This is a genomic window from Roseicitreum antarcticum (assembly GCF_014681765.1).
Lineage (GTDB): Bacteria > Pseudomonadota > Alphaproteobacteria > Rhodobacterales > Rhodobacteraceae > Roseicitreum > Roseicitreum antarcticum.
Genome location: NZ_CP061498.1, coordinates 478609 through 499381, shown reverse-complemented (window position 1 = coordinate 499381; position 20773 = coordinate 478609). Strand labels below are relative to the sequence as shown.

Genomic DNA, 20773 nt, shown 5'->3' with positions numbered 1-20773 from the left:
GGAGAGACGACCATGAACCTTGAAAAACTCACCGAACGCGCCCGCGGCTTCCTTCAGGCCGCGCAGACCATCGCGTTGCGCGAAGACCACCAGCGCCTGACCCCCGAACACCTTCTGAAGGCGCTTCTGGATGACGATCAGGGCATGGCCGCCAACCTCATCAAATCCGCAGGTGGCGCGCCCGACCGCGTGACCCAGGCCAACGACATCGCCTTGGCCAAACAGCCCAAGGTCACCGGCGGCAATACCCAGCCCTACATGGACCCGCAGCTTGCCAAGGTGCTTGATCAGGCCGAACAACTGGCAAAAAAGGCCGGTGACAGCTTCGTGCCGGTCGAACGCATCCTGACGGCGCTTGCCATGGTGAAATCGGGCGCCAAGGACGCGCTTGATGCCGGTGCCGTGAACGCTCAGGCGCTCAACACCGCCATCAACGACGTGCGCAAGGGCCGCACCGCCGATACCGCCAGCGCCGAATCCGGCTATGACGCACTGAAGAAATACGCCCGCGACCTGACGCAGGCTGCCCGCGACGGCAAGATCGACCCGATCATTGGCCGGGATGAGGAAATCCGCCGCACCATGCAGGTGCTGTCGCGCCGCACCAAGAACAACCCCGTACTGATCGGCGAACCGGGCGTGGGTAAAACCGCGATTGCCGAAGGCCTCGCCCTGCGCATCATCAACGGTGACGTGCCCGAATCCCTGCGCGACAAACGCCTGATGGCGCTTGATATGGGCGCGCTGATCGCGGGCGCAAAATACCGGGGCGAATTCGAGGAACGGCTGAAAGCCATCCTGTCCGAAGTCACCACCGCCGCGGGTGAAATCGTCCTGTTCATCGACGAGATGCACACACTGATCGGCGCGGGCAAAGGCGACGGCGCCATGGACGCCGCCAACCTCATCAAACCCGCGTTGGCGCGCGGCGAATTGCACTGCATCGGCGCCACCACGCTCGACGAATACCGCAAGCATGTGGAAAAGGACGCCGCCCTCGCCCGCCGCTTCCAGCCCGTGCTGATACAGGAACCGACGGTCGAGGATACGATCAGCATCCTGCGCGGCATCAAGGAGAAATACGAACTCCACCACGGCGTGCGCATCAGCGACTCGGCGCTGGTGGCGGCCGCAACCCTCAGCCACCGCTACATCACCGACCGCTTCTTGCCCGACAAGGCCATCGACCTGATGGATGAAGCTGCGTCCCGCCTGCGCATGGAAGTCGACAGCAAGCCTGAGGAACTCGACGCCCTCGACCGGCAGATCTTGCAGATGCAGATCGAATCCGAGGCGCTGAAGCAAGAAGAAGACGCCGCGTCGCGCGACCGGCTGGAAAAGCTGGTCAAGGAACTGGCCGACCTTCAAGAACGCTCGGATGAGATGACCGCGCAATGGCAGGCCGAACGCGCGAAACTCGACACGGCGCGCGGGCTGAAGGAACATCTGGACCGCGCCCGCGCCGACCTTGACACCGCCAAGCGTCAGGGTGATTTCGCCCGCGCCGGTGAATTGCAATACGGCACCATCCCCGCGCTTGAAAAATCCCTCAGCGACGCCGAAGGCCGCGAGGGCGAGGCCATGGTGGCCGAAGCCGTGCGCCCCGAACAGATCGCGCAGGTGGTCGAACGCTGGACCGGCATCCCCACCTCCAAGATGCTGGAAGGCGAGCGCGACAAGCTGCTGAAAATGGAAGCCGAGCTTGGCAAACGTGTCGTCGGCCAGCGCACCGCGCTGACCGCCGTCGCCAATGCCGTGCGCCGCGCGCGTGCGGGCCTGAACGATGAGAACCGGCCGCTGGGCTCGTTCCTCTTCCTCGGGCCGACGGGCGTGGGCAAGACCGAACTGACCAAGGCCGTCGCCGAATACCTCTTTGACGACGACACCGCCATGGTGCGCATCGACATGTCCGAATTCATGGAGAAACACAGCGTCAGCCGCCTGATCGGCGCCCCTCCGGGCTATGTCGGCTATGACGAAGGCGGCGTCCTGACCGAGGCCGTGCGCCGCCGCCCCTATCAGGTGATCTTGTTCGATGAGGTCGAAAAGGCGCATCCCGATGTGTTCAACGTGCTGCTGCAAGTGCTCGATGACGGCATCTTGACCGATGGTCAGGGGCGGCATGTGGATTTCAAGCAAACGCTGATCGTGCTGACCTCCAACCTCGGGTCGCAGGCGCTCAGCCAACTGCCCGAAGGCACCGACAGCGCGCAGGCCAAGGCCAGCGTGATGGAAGCCGTGCGCGGCCATTTCCGCCCGGAATTCCTCAACCGGCTGGATGAAACCGTGATCTTCGACCGGCTGGCGCGCGACGATATGGATGCGATTGTCGATATCCAGATGGCCCGCCTGCTCAAACGCCTGCTGGCGCGCAAGATCACGCTGGATCTGGACGCCGCCGCCCGCACCTGGCTGGCCGATGAAGGCTATGACCCGGTCTTTGGCGCGCGGCCCCTGAAACGCGTGATCCAACGCGCGGTACAGGACCCGCTGGCCGAAATGCTGCTGGCGGGCGAAGTGCTGGACGGCACCACCGTCCCCATCACCGCAGGCCCCGACGGCCTGATCATCGGCGCCCGCGTTTCGCCCTCGCAGCGCGAACCGCGCGCGGCGGCGGTGGTGCACTGACACTGACACTGGCACTGGCACTGGCACTGACCAAAGGCACGGGCCGGGGGCAAAGGTCCCCGGCCCGTGCTTGGCTGCCTTGCGCCTGACCTGATGCTCTGCGTCTTGCAGATCATAGCAAAGGCCTCAGCGCGCCCCATCACGCCCCATTTGCCCCCGCGCATACGCCATCAACCCCATCCGCCCGCTGCGTTCCGCCATCCGCGCCAGCCGTCGCCAATACCCGGGCGATGCGCGGCGGCACGCGCGGTGGGCGGCACGGACCAAGGAAGCGTCCAGCCCCTCGGTCATTGCGGCACGGTGCGCGGTGAAACCGCGCCCCCCCTCTTGCATCACGCCCGTCGCGGGGTGCCCACCCGCCCCCAGCCGGATCACTGACACGCCCGGAAGGACCCCGGCGATCATCGCTGCGTGACGCAGGTCAACCGGGTTGAACCCATCCGCCAGGATCTGCGCGCGCAAGGCGGGCAGCGCATCGGCCCGCATCGCGCCGTGCACCGGGTCGAACCCCCGCGCCTCGGTCAGATAGCCCTTCTCAAACGGGACCACATCGGGATGGATCGAATATTGCGGCGACACCGCCAGGATCTGATTCAGCCGCAACGCCCCGGCAAAGCGGAACGCGCCGTAGCCGCCCATCGAATACCCCAACGCATGCACCCGGTCATAGCGCCGTGCAAGTTGGTTGATCGCGCGCTCAAACGCGGGCGTGTCGGCATTGATGAACCAGTCGTTGCGCAAGGACTGGATGCGCAGTTGGTCAAAGCCGTTTTCCTCGAACGCCTTTGACGGCGCGGCAACGGACCAGCCCGCCTTGCCCTCGACCCAATGGTCGAACGTCACCATCAGCCGGCGGTGGCCGCGCGCGCACAACAGCGCGCGCAGATGTGCCCCGTCAAAGACCCGGCGCGCAAATGTCGAAGGAAGCGGCCCCACGGGCGTCCGTCCGGCCAACCTCACCCGCATGACCGCCTCACCTCTGCCCACCACGAAAACCGTGCCAAATTCACGTGCCCCCCATCCCCGCGCGCGGGGTTAACACCACCCTGACGCTGCGCGCGTATGTATCAAATCCATACCAAAACCATACCGTTTCCAGACGGCAGATTCGGGGCTGTTTTCAAAGGTTAAGCCCTGCTTTTGGGGCAAAGCCGTGGCACACCGCGCCACCGCCCATACAATCCCCAAAACCGGCCCCGGGAACCGGCAAAATGTGTCATTTGCGCAACGCAGGCAGCCCCACGCCAGTGCTTTCAAACCCGCCATCCGACGCGACGATCTGCCCCGTTACATAGCTGGCGCGGGCCGAGCACAGGAAGGCGATGACCTCACCAATCTCTTCCTCTGACCCGTAGCGGTTCAGCGGGATCGCATCGTGATAGGCGTCGATGATCTCTTGCGAATGCACCGCCATCGCCAGCTTGGTGCGCACCGGGCCGGGGCACACGCAATTGGCACGCACGCCGTATTCGCCCAGTTCCACGGCCTGTTGCTTCGTCAGGTGGATCACCGCAGCCTTCGAGGTGCCATACGCCACCCGCAAGGTCGATGCCCGCAGCCCCGAGATTGACGCGATGTTCACGATCACCCCCCGCCGCGCGATCAGCGCCGGGGTAGCCGCCTGAGAACACAGGAAAACCCCGTCGAGGTTGGTGTCCATCACCCGGCGCCAACGGGTGAAATCCGTCTCCTCGATCGGGCCAAAATCGGCGATGCCCGCATTGTTGACCAGTGCGTCGATGCCGCCCATATCCGCCGCGACGGCGGCAAACGTCGCCGTGACGCTGCCGGGATCGGACACATCACAGGGATAGGCCCGCACGCCCGAAAGCCCCTCGGCGCGCGCGTGCAACTCCTCCGCGTCAATGTCCAGCATGGCCACGCGGAACCCGTCGCGCAGCAAAAGCCGGGTGGTTGCCAGCCCGATTCCGCGCGCGGCCCCGGTGACGATTGCAATCTTGTCTGCCATGAAACTCCCCCTTGGCTTATCGGAGCAGCATCGCGCGCCGCGCAAGAAAAGAGAAGCCCTTACCTGCCGCGCGGCCAGCGTTCACGCGCGCGCAAAAACGGCAGTTTCACAAGCACCGCCACCGCGCTGTAAACGCCAAAGCCGACTGGATCGCGCGCCAACAACTGCAATAATTCCAGCGGCTTGGGCCGTGTGCTATCCGACCGGCGCACCAGATCGGGAAAGGCGACATAGAGCTGGCGCAGACCAGAATTCTGCCGCCGACGCACCTTGACCAGCCAGCCGAATCCCTCGGCAATCGGCCAGCTGTACTGCGCCGGCACCGCGATGCGTTCGCTGCGCGCGAAATGCATGCGCACAAAAATATCGTCGGCCATGATGTCTGGAAACTGTTGCCAACGCTGCCGCCCCGCCGCGTTCACCGCATAGATCCCGCAGCCCGGAACGTCGCGCGACATGAACGGCAGCCGCATCCAGAACCGCGCATAGCGGCGGGACGCCGCCGACCGCGGCACCCGGATATCAGGCCGTCCGCTGGCATAAGCCGGATCAGGCCGGTCCAGCGCAGCGGCCAGCAGCGCAATCAGCCCCGTGGTGACATGGACATCGGCATCAACATAGACCCGGATTGCGCCAGTGGCGACCGCCTCAGCCATGTTCAACGCCTTGATTTTATTGGCAATGGAATCAACCAATACCACCAGCCGCCAGCCCCGCGCCGCGAAATCCGCCTGCCAGCGCGCGGCGCGCTCAGCGGTGTCATCGGTGCAACCATTGGCCGCAACGATGACCTCGACCCCCTGCGCGCCGGGCAGATCGCTGGCCAGCAAACGCTCCAGACAGCCGCCAATAAATGCGGCCTCGTCATGCGCGGGTATGATGACCGAGATCATGCGCTTCCGATGCAAATACATGCCGAGACGGCAGCCGCGCGCCCGGCGGCGCACGCTTTCGCCACCAGCGGTCTGGTCGTGACAGGACAGGCGCGCGTCGATCTTCCCGGCATCAAGGCCTCGCACAACGACTGGCTTAATAACTTGGTAAACTAATCAAGCTAGTATAGGCAACGCGCGCTTTCTGACAACCCCGATCCAGCGGCGCGGGCGTTGTTGCAGCGGGACACGCCCTGTGAGGCATGACAAGACGACGCGCTGGTCCATGCTGTGGCGAAGGCAACTGCGGGGGCACAGCCAGGCGCCGGGGCGCATCACCCCGCAGTCGGATGTGTAGACCGCGCTAAAACCGGCCGCGCGCAACTGGCGCAGCACGCGCCGGTCATATCGCCCGAAGGGCACGGCAGCGGCGGTGATGAAACTGCCGCTTGCATCCTCAAGTATCTGGCGCGCATCGACAAATTCCCGGCGCTGGCCCTCGGCGTCCAGCCCGCGCCAGTCAACGTGATCGGCGCCATGCAACCCGATGCCGTGCCCCGCAGCACGCAAATCGCGCAGATGCCCGGCGCCCAGGAAATAGCGCTCTCCCAGCCGCCCGGACAGCGCAAAGAACTGCGCCTTCAGCCCGCGCGCGGCCAGCTCTGGCGCGGCGCGGTCGATGTCTGACAGGTTGCCGTCGTCAAATGTAAGAAGGGGGCGCAGTTCCGGCGCCATCTCCATGACCAGATCGAGCACGGCCCGGAATTGACCCATGTCGAGCCAGAAATCATCCTCGCCCGGCGCCAGCGGGCGCGGCACCGGGCCTATTCCATGAAAATTGATGATCGCGCGTGCCATCGCCTGACGTCCCTGAAGGCAAATTCCCAAGGCCAAAAGGTACAGCAAAACATTACAAAAAAGATAATCCTTTTTATGATTCGGGCGGCCTGATTCGGAGACACAACCTCAGGTAGAGGCATTAAAGTCCCTTAGTATCAGACCATTAACTCACATAGTTCATGTTTCAAATAATTTTCGCCGCAATTTTCAGCGTGGGCGGCGAAAGAAGTGCGTGCGTGCAAAAAGATCTTCCATCCGGTTAAGCCGCGCTTCGGTTTCAGCCCAATTGCGGCTTTGCACCGCCGCCAGCAGCGTCTCGATCACCACCAAGAGCGAGGCGGTGGAATCCCATGCCGATGGCGCCTCGATATGACATGGCAGCAGATGCGTGGCATGGGCGGCAGCGGGCGACACCCAGCGGTCAGTGATCAACACCACCTCTGCCCCGTGTTCGCGAGCCATTTCAGCGACTTGCAGGACAGAGTTCTCATACCGCCGGATGTCCATCACCATCAGCACATCGCCGCGTTTCATATCCAGAAGCGCGGGTGGCCACGTGTTCGACATATCGGACATCAAGGTAACATCGCCGCGCATCACCTTCATGACAGAGGCAAAGTAGTCAGCCAGCGCATGGGTGATCCGCCCCCCCATGGCATAGATGCGGCGGTCGGGGTCGGCCAGCAGATCAGCCACGGCATCAAATGTCGCATGATCGATCTGGCCCAGCGTCGCTTGCAGGTTTTCGACGACCACATTGGCGAAACGGTTCAGAATATGCTCAACCGCCGTGCTCTCTGCCCATTTATCACGCTTTACCAGCGGGCTCGCCAGTTTCTCGCCGATCTCGTCGCGGATACGCGCCTGAAACTGCGGATAGCCGCTGAAACCCAGCCGCTGCACCAGCCGCACCACCGTCGGCCCCGACACCCCCGCCCCCCGCGCAAGGGCCGAGACCGACCCCAGCGCGGGCACCGGAAAATTGCCCAGAATATGGGCGGCAAGCTGGCGCTCCGCCCGGCTGAGGTTGGGCAGCGCCTCGCGCAGCAAGACATCTGTGGTCTGGGTCTGATCGGGCATGGCAAGGCCTTTGTCGCGCGTCTGGCCGCCAGCATGTGCGATTTGTAACAGAAAATCCACCGAAGAAAAATTCTTGACATATGACGGCGCGCTGAAACAGGCTGAACCAACAAAGGTACCGGATTCTCCGGCACGATCTGATGCGAAACAACACAGGCTGCGGGCATGACACAAACGGCGCAAATGCACGATGCCCCCGGCGGGCGCTGGCCCGGGCTGGTGAGCCATGAGCGGGATACAAACGCCGCCGAAGGCTCTGCCGGGCTGATCTTGGTGTGCGAACACGCCTCCAACCGCTTTGCCGCACCTTGGGGCGAGCTTGGCCTGACCGAGGCCGAGCGTCAGGCCCACATCGCCTGGGACCCCGGTGCGCTGGGGCTGGCAAGGGGGCTGGCAGCGCGGCTGGGGGCGATGCTGATCCACGCGCCGCTGTCGCGGCTGATCGTCGATTGCAACCGCGCGCCCGACCATCCCGGCGCGATGCCCGCACGGTCCGAAGTCTATGATATCCCCGGAAACGCCGCCATCGGCGCGCAGGCACGCCAAGACCGTATCGCCGCCATTTACACCCCCTTTCACGCCACGCTGCACGATGCGGTTGCGCGCCAACTGGCCCGCGGCCTGCGCCCCGCTCTGATCAGTGTGCATTCCTTCACGCCGGTGTTTCACGGCAAGCGGCGCACGCTGGAATTCGGCGTGATCCATGATGCCGACCCCACGCTGGCGCAGGCGATTGTCGCCGGTGCCGACGCCATGACCACGCTGCGCAGTGCGCTGAACGCGCCCTACAGTGCAGCGGACGACGTGACCCATACGCTGCGGCTGCATGCGACCCCCTACGGCCTGCCAAGCGCCATGCTGGAGGTGCGCAACGACCTCATCGCCACGCCCGCCACGCAAGATGTCATGGCCCGCACCCTCGCCCCGGTGCTGGCGCATGCGCTGCTGGAAAGCGGCGCGCAATCCGCCCCGGCCAAGGCGGGGGCGCGCTGATGCCCGGCTTCCTCATCACCTATGTCCGCGCGGTCGAGGCGTTCAACCACCGCGTGGGCCGGATCATGATGTACATGATCTTCGCCCTGATGGCCGTGCTGCTGTGGGGTGCTGTATCGCGCGCCTGGTTCAGCCCCCAGATCTGGACCGATGAGATGGGGCAGTTCTTGCTGATGGGGTATTTCATGCTGGGCGGCGCATATTCGCTGCAACTGGGCTCGGCGGTGCGCATGGATCTGCTGTATTCCCGCTGGTCGGACCGCACGCGCGCGGTGGTCGATGCGATCACCATTCTGACGCTGCTGGTTTATCTGGGCGTCCTGCTCTGGGGCGGGATCGAAAGCACGCAATACGCGCTGGAATATGGCGAGCGGCGGCGCGGCATCTGGCAGCCCTATATGGCGCCGATCAAGATCATCATGTGTATCGGGATCCTCATGATGCTGCTGCAATGCACGGCATTTCTGATCCGCGACATTGCAAAACTGCGGGGCCGGGAAATCTGATGTCATATGACATGATCGCGATGCTGATGTTCGGATCGATGCTGGTCATGCTGATGACCGGGCAGCGCATGTTCGGCATCATCGGCTTTGTCGCCGTGGTGGCGGCGCTGTTCCTCTGGGGTGACCGGGGCGGCTATGATCTGGCCTTTGCCCAGAGCATCAAGCTGATGAACTGGTTCCCGCTGCTGACCCTGCCGATGTTCATTTTCATGGGCTATGTGCTGTCGGAAAGCAAACTGGCGGATGACCTGTACCGCATGTTCCACGTCTGGTTCGGCCCGGTACCCGGTGGGCTGGCGATTGGCACAATCGTCTTGATGGTCCTGATCTCGGCGATGAACGGGCTGTCGGTGGCGGGCATGGCGATTGGCGCCACGATTGCCCTGCCCGAACTGCTGCGCCGTAATTACGACAAACGCATGGTCACGGGCGTCATTCAGGCCGGGTCGAGCCTGGGGATCTTGGTCCCCCCCTCGGTCGTCATGGTGCTTTATGCGATGATCGCACGCCAGCCGGTGGGTCAGCTGTGGCTGGCAGGCATCGTGCCGGGGCTGATGATGGCTTTGATGTTCATTCTCTACATCTGGGTACGCTGCAAGATCAATCCGGCGCTTGGCCCGGCCATATCGGACGCGGACCGCGCGGCAGTCAGCCGGTCTGAAAAGAACCGCCTGCTGCTGGCGGGCCTGCTGCCGCTGGGCATCTTCGTGGTGATGATGGTGCCTTTCGTGCTGGGCTATACCCGGCTGGTCGAAAGCTCGGTCATCGGGGCGCTGGCAGCCCTTCTTGCCGCGATCGCCAAGGGCCGCATGACATTTGACGTGCTGGAAAAAGTGACCCGCCACACCTTGGCCATCACCTGTATGTTCATGTGGATCATCCTGGCGGCGCTGGCATTTGGCGCAGTCTTCGACGGGCTGCGTGCGGTGGATTTCGTGCGCGCGCTGTTCATGGACAACCTGGGCCTTGGGCGTTGGGAAATCCTGATCCTGATGCAGCTTTCGTTTATCTTGATGGGCACGTTTCTGGACGACACGGCGATGCTGGTCATCGTCGCGCCGCTTTATGTGCCCATCGTGCGGATGCTGGAGTTCGATCTGGTCTGGTATGGCGTGCTTTATACGATGACCTGCCAGATCGCCTACATGACGCCGCCCTTTGGCTACAACCTGTTCTTGATGCGCGCCATGGCCCCGCCCGAGGTGACGCTGGCCGATATCTACCGCTCCATCGTGCCATTTGTATCGGTTATGATCCTGGCGCTCGCCCTGGTGATGGCCTTCCCGCAGATCGCGCTTTGGCTGCCGCAGGTGCTGTACACGCCCTGACCCGAATTTCCAACGCGGCGCGGCCAACGCGCCCATTTCCGCCCCAACCCCCGACCCAATCCTGGGTCATCCAACCGGAGGACCGATCATGACCACAACCAGACGCAAGTTCCTGACCAGCGGCGCATTGGCCGCAGGTGCCGCCACCCTCGCTGCCCCCGCCGTGCATGCACAATCCACCATCCGCTGGCGCATGCAGACCTATGCGGGCGGCGCGCTTGGCGAACAGGTGGCGAAGCCCGCCATCGACATGTTCAACGCCATCGCGGGCGATGAGATGCAGATCGACCTGTTCTTTGCCGATCAGCTTGTCCCCACGGGAGAGCTTTTTCAGGCCATGCAGCGCGGAACCATCGACGCCGTTCAGTCAGATGACGATTCCATGGCCAGCCCCACCGAAGTGCGGGTTTTCGGCGGCTATTTCCCCTTTGCCAGCCGCCATTCGCTCGATGTGCCGGCACTTTTCAACGATTGGGGCCTCAATGAGATCTGGGCGGAGGAATATGCCAGCGTCGGCGTGAAACACGTGTCGGCCGGTGCCTGGGACCCGTGCCATTTCACCATGCGCGAACCTGTGACCAGCCTTGCCGATCTGGAAGGCAAGCGGGTCTTCACCTTCCCCACCGCCGGACGCTTCCTGTCGCGATTTGGCGTCGTGCCGGTCACCGTGCCGTGGGAAGACGTGGAAATCGCCATGCAGACGGGCGAATTGGACGGGATCGCCTGGGCGGGCATCACCGAGGCCTATCAGGTCGGCTGGGCCGATGTTGCCAGCTACTTCGTGACCAACAACATCTCGGGCGCGTGGATCGGGCATTTCTTCGCCAATATGGACCGCTGGAACGAATTGCCCGAACATTTGCAAACCCTGTTCGAGACCTGCTGCCAGCAAAGCCATTACTATCGCCAGCACTGGTACTGGGCAGGTGAAGCACGGCTGCGCACCGAGGGCACCAAGCTGGAACTGACGACGATCCCCGCCGAGGAATGGGCGACGGTGGAAACCGCCGCGCGCGAATTCTGGGACGAGATCGCGGCCGAATCGGAAACCAAGGCCCGCGTTGTGCAGATCTTCAAGGATTACAACGCCGCGATGGACCGCGCAGGCAGCCCCTACCGCTAAGGCATCACGCCCCACCGGCCCCGCGCCGGTGGGGCAGCCCGGCGATAGCTTTCTACACTGGGCGCGGGGACGGCAACGCCCCGCGCCCGCATGCCCCCCCCTGCGGCGTCCGACCCCGACCTTGCGGGCAGGCTTTCCCGCACCGTTACCCAAAGCCCCTACCCTGCCGATCCTGCGCCAACCCACTGACCCTGAACAGAAATGAGTGCCCTGATGCCCGGAAACCTGACCCATGACAGCCTCAAAGCCGCCGTTGCGAGCGGTTCCATCGACACCGTGCTGGCCTGCGGCGTCGACATGCAGGGCCGGTTGATGGGCAAACGCTTTCATGCCCAGCATTTTGTCGACAGCGCGTGGCGTGAAACGCATTGCTGCAACTATCTGCTGGCCACAGACCTGGAGATGCACACCGTGCCGGGCTATGCCTCCAGCAGTTGGCAGGCGGGCTATGGCGATTATGTCATGCAGCCCGACATGACCACCTTGCGGCATATCCCGTGGCTGGAGGGGACGGCGCTGGTGCTGTGCGACATCCTTGACCACCACACCCACGCCGAGGTGCCCCATTCCCCCCGCGCGATCCTCAAGCGGCAGGTGGCACGGCTGGAAGCGATGGGTCTGCGCGCGATGATGGCGACGGAGTTGGAATTCTTCCTGTTCCGCGAAAGCTATGACGCCCTGCGCGACAGCAATTTCGCCGGGCTGACGCCGATCAGCGGCTATAATGAGGATTACCACATCTTCCAGACCACCAAGGAAGAGGATGTGATGCGTGCCATCCGCAACGGGCTTTATGGCGCGGGCATTCCGGTCGAGAATTCCAAAGGCGAGGCCGAGGCCGGGCAGGAAGAGATCAACGTCCGCTATTCAGACGCGCTCGACACCGCCGACAACCACTCGGTTGTGAAGAACGGCTGCAAGGAAATCGCCTGGTCGAAGGGGCGCGCGGTGACGTTCATGGCGAAATGGCACCATGACCGCGTCGGATCCTCGTCGCATGTGCACATGTCGCTGCTGCATGCCGATGGCGCATCGGCCTTCCACGACCCCGACGCGCCCGACACCATGTCGGCGCTGATGCGGCAGTTCACCGCCGGGCAACTGGCCCACACCGCCGAGATCTGCTATTTCCTCGCACCCTATGTGAACAGCTACAAACGCTTTCAATCGGGCACTTTTGCGCCGACGTCCACCGTTTGGTCCACCGACAACCGCACCGCAGGCTACCGGCTGTGTGGCGCGGGCACCAAGGCTGTGCGGATGGAATGCCGGATCGGCGGAGCGGATCTGAACCCCTACCTCGCGATGGCCGCCCTGATCGCGGCCGGAATCGCCGGGATTGAGGGGCAGATGGAACTGCCCCCCGCCTTCGCAGGCGACGCCTATGCGGGCGATGCCCCCGCCCTGCCCCGAACCCTGCGCGACGCGGCCGACACACTGGAAGGGTCGGCCATGCTGCGCGCGGCCTTCGGCGACGCGGTGATCGACCATTACACCCATGCCGCCCGATGGGAGGTGTCGCAGGCCGACCGCGTAGTGACCGACTGGGAAGTCCAGCGCGGGTTCGAGCGATGCTGAGGAATGGTGTGGACCACCTCGCGCAGCAGCGCAGGGGATGCGAAGACGGCCAAGCCCCGGCGCAGGCCCTTGCGCGACGCTGCACGGTGGAAAGCCGCCCCAGGATCGCCGCCAGAACCGCACACCAGCGACGGGTCGCTTGAACGTCTGGGTCGCACGTGATCTGAACTGAACAGCGGCGCAAGGGGCGGCGCCCCCACCAGCAGCGCCTCAAACCACTACCAGCCCCCGGGCCACAAACCCATCAGGAACCCGACATGACGACACTTCAGTGCATTTCTCCCATCGACGGCTCTGTCTATGCCGAACGCGCCGCCCTGTCGGCGCACGCCGCGCACGCCGCAGCCACGCGCGCGCGCGACGCACAGGCCGCCTGGGCTGCTCGCCCGCTGGCCGAGCGTATTGCGCTGGTGCAGGCAGGCGTGGCTGCCGTCGGCGCCATGAATGACGAGATCGTGCCCGAACTTGCCGGGCAGATGGGCCGCCCCGTGCGGTTTGGCGGCGAATTCGGCGGTTTCGAGGAACGCGCGAACCACATGGCGACCATCGCCGCAGAAGCGCTCGCCCCCATCGGGGTCGAGGATTCGGACGCCTTCCTGCGCCAGATCATCCGCGAGCCCCATGGCGTCGTGCTGGTCATCGCGCCCTGGAACTATCCCTATATGACCGCGATCAACACGGTGGCGCCCGCGCTGATCGCGGGCAATACAGTGGTGCTGAAACACGCCACCCAGACGCTGCTGGTCGGCGAGCGAATGGCGCGCGCCTTCCACAGCGCGGGCATCCCGCGTGACGTGTTCCAGAACGTCTTTCTGGACCATGCCACCACCAGCGATCTGATCGGCGCACGGGCCTTTGATTTCGTCAACTTCACCGGCTCGGTCGCGGGGGGGCAGGCGATGGAACGCGCGGCGGCGGGCACTTTCGTGCCCATGGGGTTGGAACTGGGCGGCAAGGACCCGGGATATGTCATGGAAGACGCCGACCTCGACACCGCCGTGGCGGTGCTGATCGACGGGGCAATGTTCAACTCGGGCCAGTGCTGCTGCGGGATCGAGCGGATTTATGTCCATGAAAGCCTGTTCGATGCCTTTGTGGCGAAATCCGTGGCGCTGGTGAACAGCTACGTGCTGGGCGACCCGCGCGATGAAGCCACCACCATCGGCCCCATGGCCGCACGCCGCTTTGCCGACACCGTGCGCGGGCAGATCGACGCCGCCGTGGCGGCAGGCGCCACCGCGCATATCGCGCGCATGGCCGCAGATGACGGCGGCTGCTACCTGACCCCGCAGATCCTGACCGGCGTGACCCATGATATGGCCGTGATGCGCGACGAAAGTTTTGGCCCGGTCGTTGGCATCATGCCGGTGCGCGACGATGCCGAGGCGCTGGCGTTGATGAACGACAGCCCCTACGGCCTGACCGCCAGCCTGTGGACGCACGATGTGGACCGCGCGCTGCGGATCGGCGCGCAGGTCGCAACCGGGACAATCTTTCTCAACCGCGCCGATTACCTCGATCCTGCGCTGTGCTGGACCGGCTGCAAGACCACCGGCAAGGGCGGCGGACTGTCGGTCATCGGCTATCACAACCTGACACGGCCCAAATCCTACCACTTCAGAAAGTTGCAGAAATGACGCTTACCGCCAATTGGTCCTACCCCACCAACATCCGTTTCGGCGCGGGCCGGATCGCGGAAATCGCGGCTGCCTGCGCGGCGGCGGGAATTTCAAAGCCCTTGCTGGTCACCGACCGCGGGCTGGCCGCGCTGCCGATCACCGCGCGCACGCTCGACCTGATGGAGAAAGCGGGTCTGGGCCGCGCGATCTTCGCCGAGGTCGACCCGAACCCGTCCGAGGTCAACCTCGAAGCCGGTCTCCGGGCTTATCATGCCGGCGGACATGACGGCGTGATCGCGTTTGGCGGCGGCTCTGGCCTCGACCTGGGCAAGATGGTGGCCTTCATGTCCGGCCAGTCCCGCCCGATCTGGGACTTTGAGGATGTGGGCGACTGGTGGACCCGCGCCGATGCGGCCGGCATTGCCCCCATCGTCGCGGTGCCCACCACTGCGGGCACCGGGTCCGAGGTCGGGCGCGCCAGCGTGCTCACCAATTCGGTCACCCATGTGAAGAAGATCATCTTTCATCCCCGCGTCCTGCCTGCGCAGGTGATATGCGACCCCGAACTGACCGTGGGCATGCCCCCCGCGATCACCGCAGGTACGGGCATGGACGCCTTCGCCCATTGCCTGGAGGCCTATTGCAGCCCGCATTTCCACCCGATGAGCCATGGCATGGCGCTGGAAGGCATGCGCCTTGTGCGCACTTACCTGCCGCGCGCCTATGCGGATGGCACGGATCTGGAAGCGCGGGCGCAGATGATGGCAGCGGGTGCCATGGGCGCCGTGGCCTTCCAGAAGGGGCTGGGCGCGATCCATGCCATCAGCCATCCGGTGGGAGCTGTTTATGGAACGCACCATGGCACCACGAACGCAGCCGTCATGGCCCCGGTACTGGCCTTCAACCGCGAAGCCATCGAGTCGCGGATCGAGGCCGCCGCCGCCTATCTGGGGATCACGGGCGGGTTCGACGGGTTCGTGGCCGATGTCGCCGCGCTGAACGTCGGGCTGAACATCCCGCTGAACCTGACGCAGATGGGCGTGCCGACCGACCGCATCGACGATCTGACCGCCATGGCGCTGGAAGACCCCAGCGTGGGCGGCAACCCGGTCGCCATGACGCCTGAAAACACCCGCGCGCTGATCACCGCCTGTTTCTGAAGGCGGCGCATGTCCATGTCTCGTCAGCGGTTCTTGCGGGGCGCTCATTGCCAAAGCGTTCCGCACCCCGCACTCAGCCAGCGGCGCAGGCGATCAGCCGGTCGGCCAGCGCCTGTGGGGCTGTGAAGAACGGGGAATGCGACGTGTCCAACGCGCTCACATCTTCCTGCGGCCAGTCGCGCGTCATGGTCACTTGATACTCCGGGGGGATGGTGCGGTCATCGGTGCAGCGGATGTAGTGGCGCGGCACGCTGGCATATGCCGCGCCCAGACGCAGCGGCGTGGCCTGCGGCAAGATTGGCTGCGGGCCAAGGCGCGCGATGGCATAGGCCACGGCCTCGGGCGGGCAATCATGGTAGAACTTTGCCTCGGCCTGCGCCGGATCAATGGTGAAGGCCAGCCCGTCGGGGGTCTTGCGGATCGCCTCCAACAGGGGTTGCGCGGGCGCCGCCTGCCGCATCTGCACCAGCGAATGGCCCGAGACCGGCACATAGGCGCAGAGATAGACCAGCTTTTGGATCAACGCGGGGGCCAGTTCGGCGGCGGCAGAGATCGGATAGCCCGCCATGGAATGCCCCACCAACACCACTGGCGCGGGGGCGGTTTCCATGGCCGCGACAATCGCGCGGGCATAGAGGTCCAGCGTTACGTCTTCCAGTGGCGTCGTGTCGGCACCATGCGCGGGTAGGTCAATCGCCCGCGCGCCGTGCCCCAGCGCGTGCAAGTGCGGCAACACATCGCGCCAGCACCATGCCCCATGGCAAGATCCATGGATCAGCAGAAATTCGGCCATATCTCCCCCTACCTCTACCGCCAGAGAGGACGCGCCGTCGCGGCGCGCCATCCGGTTTTGCAGCCCCTGCCCCCGCAACTCCGGGCGGCCATGTCGGCCGGCGCCTCGCCTGCCTTTCGGCGTATCGTCTCCCGCCGCGCGGCCCCTGGCCTTTGCGGTGGCTCATCCACGCAGGGCGCATTGCGAGTCAGATACACCCCCCGTGCAGGCACGGCCCGGATCACTACCCGCCACCCACGACCCACGACCCACGACCACGCAAGACTTGCTATTGCGCCAAATCAACCGGGCCCGCCGTCACACATGCCCCAGCCGCGTCAGAAAGTCGTTGAGCAGCGCGGCATAGGCATCGGGGTCCTCCACGCACGGAATGTGGCCCACGCCGTGCATCACCGCCATCTCGGACCCCTTTATCAGGCCAAGCGTCTCGCGCACCAGATCGGGCGGGGTCGATCCGTCTTCGGTCCCCGCGATGCCCAGCGTCGGCAGGGTCAGGCTGGCGGTGGTGGTGTAGAAATCGGTACCCGCAATCGCCGCCGAACACCCTGCATAGCCATCGACCGGCGTGCGCGTCAGCATATTGCGCCAGGCCGCAGCCTCGGGCGTGGCGCGGAAGGGGCGCGAGAACCAGCGCTCCATCACCGCGTCGGCCAATACCTCGACCCCGCCGGACGCCACACTGGCGATGCGGTCGTGCCACATCTGCGGCGTGCCGATCTTGGCGGCAGTGTTCGACAGGACCAGCGCGCGCACCATGTCCAGCCGCTTCACCGCCAGCCCTTGTGCCACCATGCCACCGATGGACAGGCCGACGAACACGCAATCCCGTACCGCCAGATGGTCCAGAAGCTGCTCAGTATCCCGCACCAACTGGCCCATGGCATAGGGCGCGGGCGGCGCGTCGGACAGCCCGTGCCCGCGCCGGTCATAGCGGATCAGGCGCAGCGATTGCGGCAGTCGCGCGATGACCTTGTCCCACATCCGCAGATCAGTGCCGAGCGAGTTCGAGAAGACGACGGGCCGCCCCTCGGGGTTGCCGTCGATGCGGTAATGCAGGCGGATGCCGCCCAGATCGGCCATATGCATGGGTATCTCCTTTACCGGATGAAGGGCGGGCGGGTGCGCAGTCCCGCGCTGTCCGCCCGTATTCCCATTGCTTAAACCACCGAATGCCGTGCCGTTCCATGCGAAAAACAGACGCTGCGGCGCCAGATCCCCCGGCGGGCGAAACGCCCATGTGGAAGGGGCGTGCGGCTGATCAAGGGCTGGCCCGGGACTTTTGCCCCCGCCCGCATCGCTGTCTTCCCACTGCATTGCCTAGGCGACGGGGCACGGATGGCATAGGCGCTTTCCCCAACCCCGACACGGAAAGCCCTTGGCACCCCGACGTCTCAGCGTCATGCCCAGCCCACCGCGTCCCGGCCCTGACCTACAGCGCCAGCGCGCGCTCAAACACCGCGCGGTCCACATTCCCGCCCGAGGCGACGGCGATCACCGCGTCGCCCGTCACGGCATCGGGGTGGAACAGTGCCGCAGCCAGCGCCACGGCGCCGCCAGGCTCCAGCACGATGCGCAACCGCTCGAACGCCAACGCCATGGCGCGCAGGGCCTGCGTGTCGCTGACCACCAGCCCCGGCCCGCACAGGCGCTGGATCACGGGCCATGTCAGATCGCCCGGCGTCGGCGTCACAATCGCGTCGCACAGCCCGGTGCGCAGGGTATTGGCCTGCCGCTTGCCCGTGGCGAGCGAGCGGGCAACATCGTCGAACCCCTCAGGCTCTGCCGGGCGGGCGCGCAGGCCGGGGGCATGCCCCTCCAGCGCCAGCGCGATGCCCGAGGTCAGCCCACCGCCACCGCAGCAGACCAGCACATCGGCGGCACTCACGCCCTCGGCCGCGGCCTGTACGGCGATTTCCAGCCCGACGCTGGCCTGCCCGGCGATCACATCGTGGTTGTCGAAGGGTTTTATCAGCGTCAGGCCCCGTGTCGCGGCCAGTTCGGCCCCCAGCGCATCGCGGTCGCCGGTCGCGCGATCATAAAGCACCACCTCGGCCCCCAGCCCGCGGGTGTTGGCGATCTTCACCTGCGGCGCATCGGCGGGCATCAAGATCACCGCCGCGACGCCATGCATCCGGGCGGCCAGCGCCACACCTTGCGCATGGTTGCCGCTGGAAAACGCCAGCACACCGCGCGCGCGCAGGCTGTCCGGCAGCGCCGAGATCGCCGACCACGCGCCGCGAAACTTGAAGCTGCCGGTGTGTTGCAGGCATTCCGCCTTCACCAGCACACGCCGCCCGGCGATGTCGTCAAGGAAGGGGGAAGACAAAAGCGGCGTCACCCGCGCCTTGCCCGTCAGCCGGGCCTGCGCGGCCATGATGGCGGCCAGATCGGGGGCGACGGGCATGGTATGCTCAGCGATGGTCATGTCGTTTGGCTTTCTTTCAAGTGTCAGGGTTCGTGCTGCGGGCCGGATGCCCTTTGTCGCTGCGCCTGCGCGCGGGGAAAATTGGCGGTGCAGGCACAGCGATTGTCAGCGTTGGTCATCATCACCCGTGGTGCGCAGATGCGCGGGGTGCCTACATTGATGCGGCTGGCTGCAACGTGTCTTGTCGATACCGAGGCCAGCGCCCGGGGCACCGCCCCTAAAGGCACCGCCCCAGCAACTGGTGGACGGCGCGCAGCGATGCGGGTTCATCCAGGAAGGGGATATGGCCACGGTCTGGCACCTCCTCAAAGATCATGTCGGGACGGCGGCGCTGCATCTCCTCGGCCGTGTCGCGCGACAGAAGGTTGGAATTCGCCCCCCGGATCAGCGCCAACGGCAGGCCATTGCAGGCGTCGAACAACGGCCACATATCGGTGACGCCGCCCGTCATCGCCGCCAGATAGGCGTTACGCAAGGCGGGGTCATAGGTCAGTTCCAGCCCGTTGTCGGTCGCGTTGAAATGCTTGCGGGCCTCGGCCATCCACCGGCCCTTGGGGACATTGGCGAAATCGCTCATCGCGTGTTCCAGCGCCACGGCGGCGGCGGCATGGCTGCGCGCGGCGGGATTCACACCGATGTAGTCGGCGATCCGGGCCAGCCCCGACCCCTCGATCACCGGGCCTACATCGTTCAGGCACAGCCCGCGCAGACGGTCCGGTGCGGTGGCGGCCAGATACATGCCGATGATCCCACCGCGCGACGTGCCCAGTACCACGGCGGAGTTCAGGCGCAAATGATCCAGCAACGCCAGCGCATCCGCTGCCTCCTGGGCGACAGTATAGGTCGCGGCACCGGTCCAGTCGGACTGCCCACGCCCGCGATAATCGGGGCGGATCAGCCGCAGCGGCGGCAGATGCGGTGCCAGATAGTCAAAGTCGCGCCCGTCGCGCGTCAGCCCGGCGAGACACAGAAGCGGCACGCCATGGCCTTCGTCGGTGTAATGCAGCCGCGCGCCATCGGCTGCGGTGAAATCGGGCATGAGCGAACCCTCCAGGGGGGAAACGGCCGAGGGCGACGGGCGCCCGTTCGGGGCCAGATTTGCACAAGGCGGCGTCAGGGGGAAGGGGCCAGATGCCCCCGCCGCCCCGCTTTGCCGTGGGGGTTTACATTATGCCACGGTCCGCTAGGCTAAAGCCCGCACATGAAGCAACCCGCGCGCATTTTCGCGTGGCCTTCGCAAATTCACCCCTCCCAACATGAAAGCGACACCATATGACGCAAGTCAAAGAGGGCGATACCGTCCGCATTCACTACACCGGCACGCTGGAAGACGGCACAGTTTTCGACAGTTCCGACGGGCGCGACCCGCTGGAGTTTCAACTGGGTTCCGGCCAGATCATCCCCGGGCTGGACCAGGCGCTGCCCGGCATGACCGTGGGTGAGGCAAAGACCGTGCATATCCCCAGCGATCTGGCCTATGGCCCGCACAATCCCGATGGACGTCAAGATGTGCCGCGCGACCAGATCCCGGAATCGATCCCGTTGGAAGTTGGTCTGGGGCTGCAAATGCAGATGCCTGATGGCAAAGCCATGCCCGTGGTCGTCGCCGCCGTCTCGGATGAGACAGTGACGCTGGACGCAAATCACCCGCTGGCGGGCAAGGATCTGACCTTCGCGGTCGAAATCGTCGGCGTGAACTGAGCGTTTTGCAAAAAGCGGGAAGCGATTTCGCTTTCCCAACGTGCGATTTAAGCACGTAAAGGCGTGGCGCGTGAATTCAAATGGACGCGCCACGCACCAAGCTGCGCCTTGCCGCTTTTGGACCGCACGCGCGTGCGCCCTATCGGCTGCGGCGCTGC

18 protein-coding genes are annotated in these 20773 nt (G+C 65.0%); 9 read left to right on the top strand and 9 right to left on the bottom strand.

The window, feature by feature from the left end:
- Positions 1-12: 12 nt before the first annotated feature.
- The gene (clpB, locus tag H9529_RS02320; protein ID WP_092886130.1) at positions 13-2628 is read left to right on the top strand and encodes an ATP-dependent chaperone ClpB; all 2616 of its coding nucleotides are present in this window, start codon (positions 13-15) and stop codon (positions 2626-2628) included.
- Between the two features lie 126 nt (positions 2629-2754).
- Here the strand turns inward: clpB and H9529_RS02315 are convergent, their stop codons facing one another.
- The 5 genes from H9529_RS02315 to H9529_RS02295 form a co-directional block, all read right to left on the bottom strand.
- Positions 2755-3564: a hypothetical protein gene (locus H9529_RS02315; RefSeq protein ID WP_092886128.1), complete on the bottom strand. Its 810-nt coding sequence runs from the start codon at positions 3562-3564 to the stop codon at positions 2755-2757.
- A 280-nt stretch (positions 3565-3844) separates the two neighbouring features.
- On the bottom strand, positions 3845-4597 hold the full coding sequence (locus tag H9529_RS02310) for an SDR family NAD(P)-dependent oxidoreductase (RefSeq protein WP_092886126.1): 753 nt from the start codon (positions 4595-4597) through the stop codon (positions 3845-3847).
- 59 nt (positions 4598-4656) lie between these two features.
- Positions 4657-5616 carry a glycosyltransferase gene (locus H9529_RS02305; RefSeq protein WP_223814270.1) on the bottom strand — a complete coding sequence of 320 codons (960 nt, stop codon included), beginning with the start codon at positions 5614-5616 and terminating at the stop codon, positions 4657-4659.
- A gap of 30 nt (positions 5617-5646) precedes the next feature.
- Positions 5647-6327: a polysaccharide deacetylase family protein gene (locus H9529_RS02300; protein ID WP_092886122.1), complete on the bottom strand. Its 681-nt coding sequence runs from the start codon at positions 6325-6327 to the stop codon at positions 5647-5649.
- 189 nt (positions 6328-6516) lie between these two features.
- Positions 6517-7389, bottom strand: a complete 873-nt coding sequence (locus H9529_RS02295) for a MurR/RpiR family transcriptional regulator (RefSeq protein ID WP_092886320.1) — start codon at positions 7387-7389, stop codon at positions 6517-6519.
- 165 nt (positions 7390-7554) lie between these two features.
- Between H9529_RS02295 and H9529_RS02290 the strand changes: the two genes are divergently transcribed.
- The 7 genes from H9529_RS02290 to H9529_RS02260 all read left to right on the top strand — a co-directional run bounded on the left by H9529_RS02290 (position 7555) and on the right by H9529_RS02260 (position 15696).
- Positions 7555-8382 carry an N-formylglutamate amidohydrolase gene (locus tag H9529_RS02290; protein WP_092886120.1) on the top strand — a complete coding sequence of 276 codons (828 nt, stop codon included), beginning with the start codon at positions 7555-7557 and terminating at the stop codon, positions 8380-8382.
- Positions 8382-8888, top strand: a complete 507-nt coding sequence (locus H9529_RS02285; protein WP_092886118.1) for a TRAP transporter small permease subunit — start codon at positions 8382-8384, stop codon at positions 8886-8888. Before H9529_RS02290 ends, H9529_RS02285 begins: the two co-directional genes overlap by 1 nt.
- The gene (locus tag H9529_RS02280) at positions 8888-10216 is read left to right on the top strand and encodes a TRAP transporter large permease (protein ID WP_092886116.1); all 1329 of its coding nucleotides are present in this window, start codon (positions 8888-8890) and stop codon (positions 10214-10216) included. Before H9529_RS02285 ends, H9529_RS02280 begins: the two co-directional genes overlap by 1 nt.
- A gap of 88 nt (positions 10217-10304) precedes the next feature.
- Positions 10305-11339, top strand: a complete 1035-nt coding sequence (locus tag H9529_RS02275; RefSeq protein WP_092886114.1) for a TRAP transporter substrate-binding protein — start codon at positions 10305-10307, stop codon at positions 11337-11339.
- 213 nt (positions 11340-11552) lie between these two features.
- Complete coding sequence (locus H9529_RS02270) at positions 11553-12917, top strand: glutamine synthetase family protein (RefSeq protein WP_092886112.1); 1365 nt, start codon at positions 11553-11555, stop codon at positions 12915-12917.
- 257 nt (positions 12918-13174) lie between these two features.
- A complete protein-coding gene (locus H9529_RS02265; RefSeq protein ID WP_092886110.1) occupies positions 13175-14554 on the top strand; it encodes an aldehyde dehydrogenase family protein in 1380 nt (459 codons plus the stop codon).
- Complete coding sequence (locus H9529_RS02260; protein ID WP_092886108.1) at positions 14551-15696, top strand: iron-containing alcohol dehydrogenase; 1146 nt, start codon at positions 14551-14553, stop codon at positions 15694-15696. The genes H9529_RS02265 and H9529_RS02260 overlap by 4 nt, the downstream gene beginning before the upstream one ends.
- Before the next feature lie 73 nt (positions 15697-15769).
- On the opposite strand, the gene H9529_RS02255 is transcribed toward H9529_RS02260, so the two are convergent.
- The 4 genes from H9529_RS02255 to H9529_RS02240 form a co-directional block, all read right to left on the bottom strand.
- Entirely contained in the window at positions 15770-16489 is a 720-nt protein-coding gene (locus H9529_RS02255) for an alpha/beta fold hydrolase (RefSeq protein ID WP_092886106.1), read from the bottom strand.
- Positions 16490-16786: 297 nt separating this feature from the next.
- Positions 16787-17575 carry a 3-oxoadipate enol-lactonase gene (pcaD, locus tag H9529_RS02250; protein WP_092886104.1) on the bottom strand — a complete coding sequence of 263 codons (789 nt, stop codon included), beginning with the start codon at positions 17573-17575 and terminating at the stop codon, positions 16787-16789.
- A 343-nt stretch (positions 17576-17918) separates the two neighbouring features.
- Positions 17919-18914: a threonine ammonia-lyase gene (locus H9529_RS02245; RefSeq protein WP_223814269.1), complete on the bottom strand. Its 996-nt coding sequence runs from the start codon at positions 18912-18914 to the stop codon at positions 17919-17921.
- A gap of 217 nt (positions 18915-19131) precedes the next feature.
- Complete coding sequence (locus tag H9529_RS02240; protein ID WP_092886102.1) at positions 19132-19953, bottom strand: alpha/beta fold hydrolase; 822 nt, start codon at positions 19951-19953, stop codon at positions 19132-19134.
- Positions 19954-20186: 233 nt separating this feature from the next.
- Between H9529_RS02240 and H9529_RS02235 the strand changes: the two genes are divergently transcribed.
- A complete protein-coding gene (locus H9529_RS02235) occupies positions 20187-20615 on the top strand; it encodes an FKBP-type peptidyl-prolyl cis-trans isomerase (RefSeq protein WP_092886100.1) in 429 nt (142 codons plus the stop codon).
- Positions 20616-20773 lie beyond the last annotated feature (158 nt).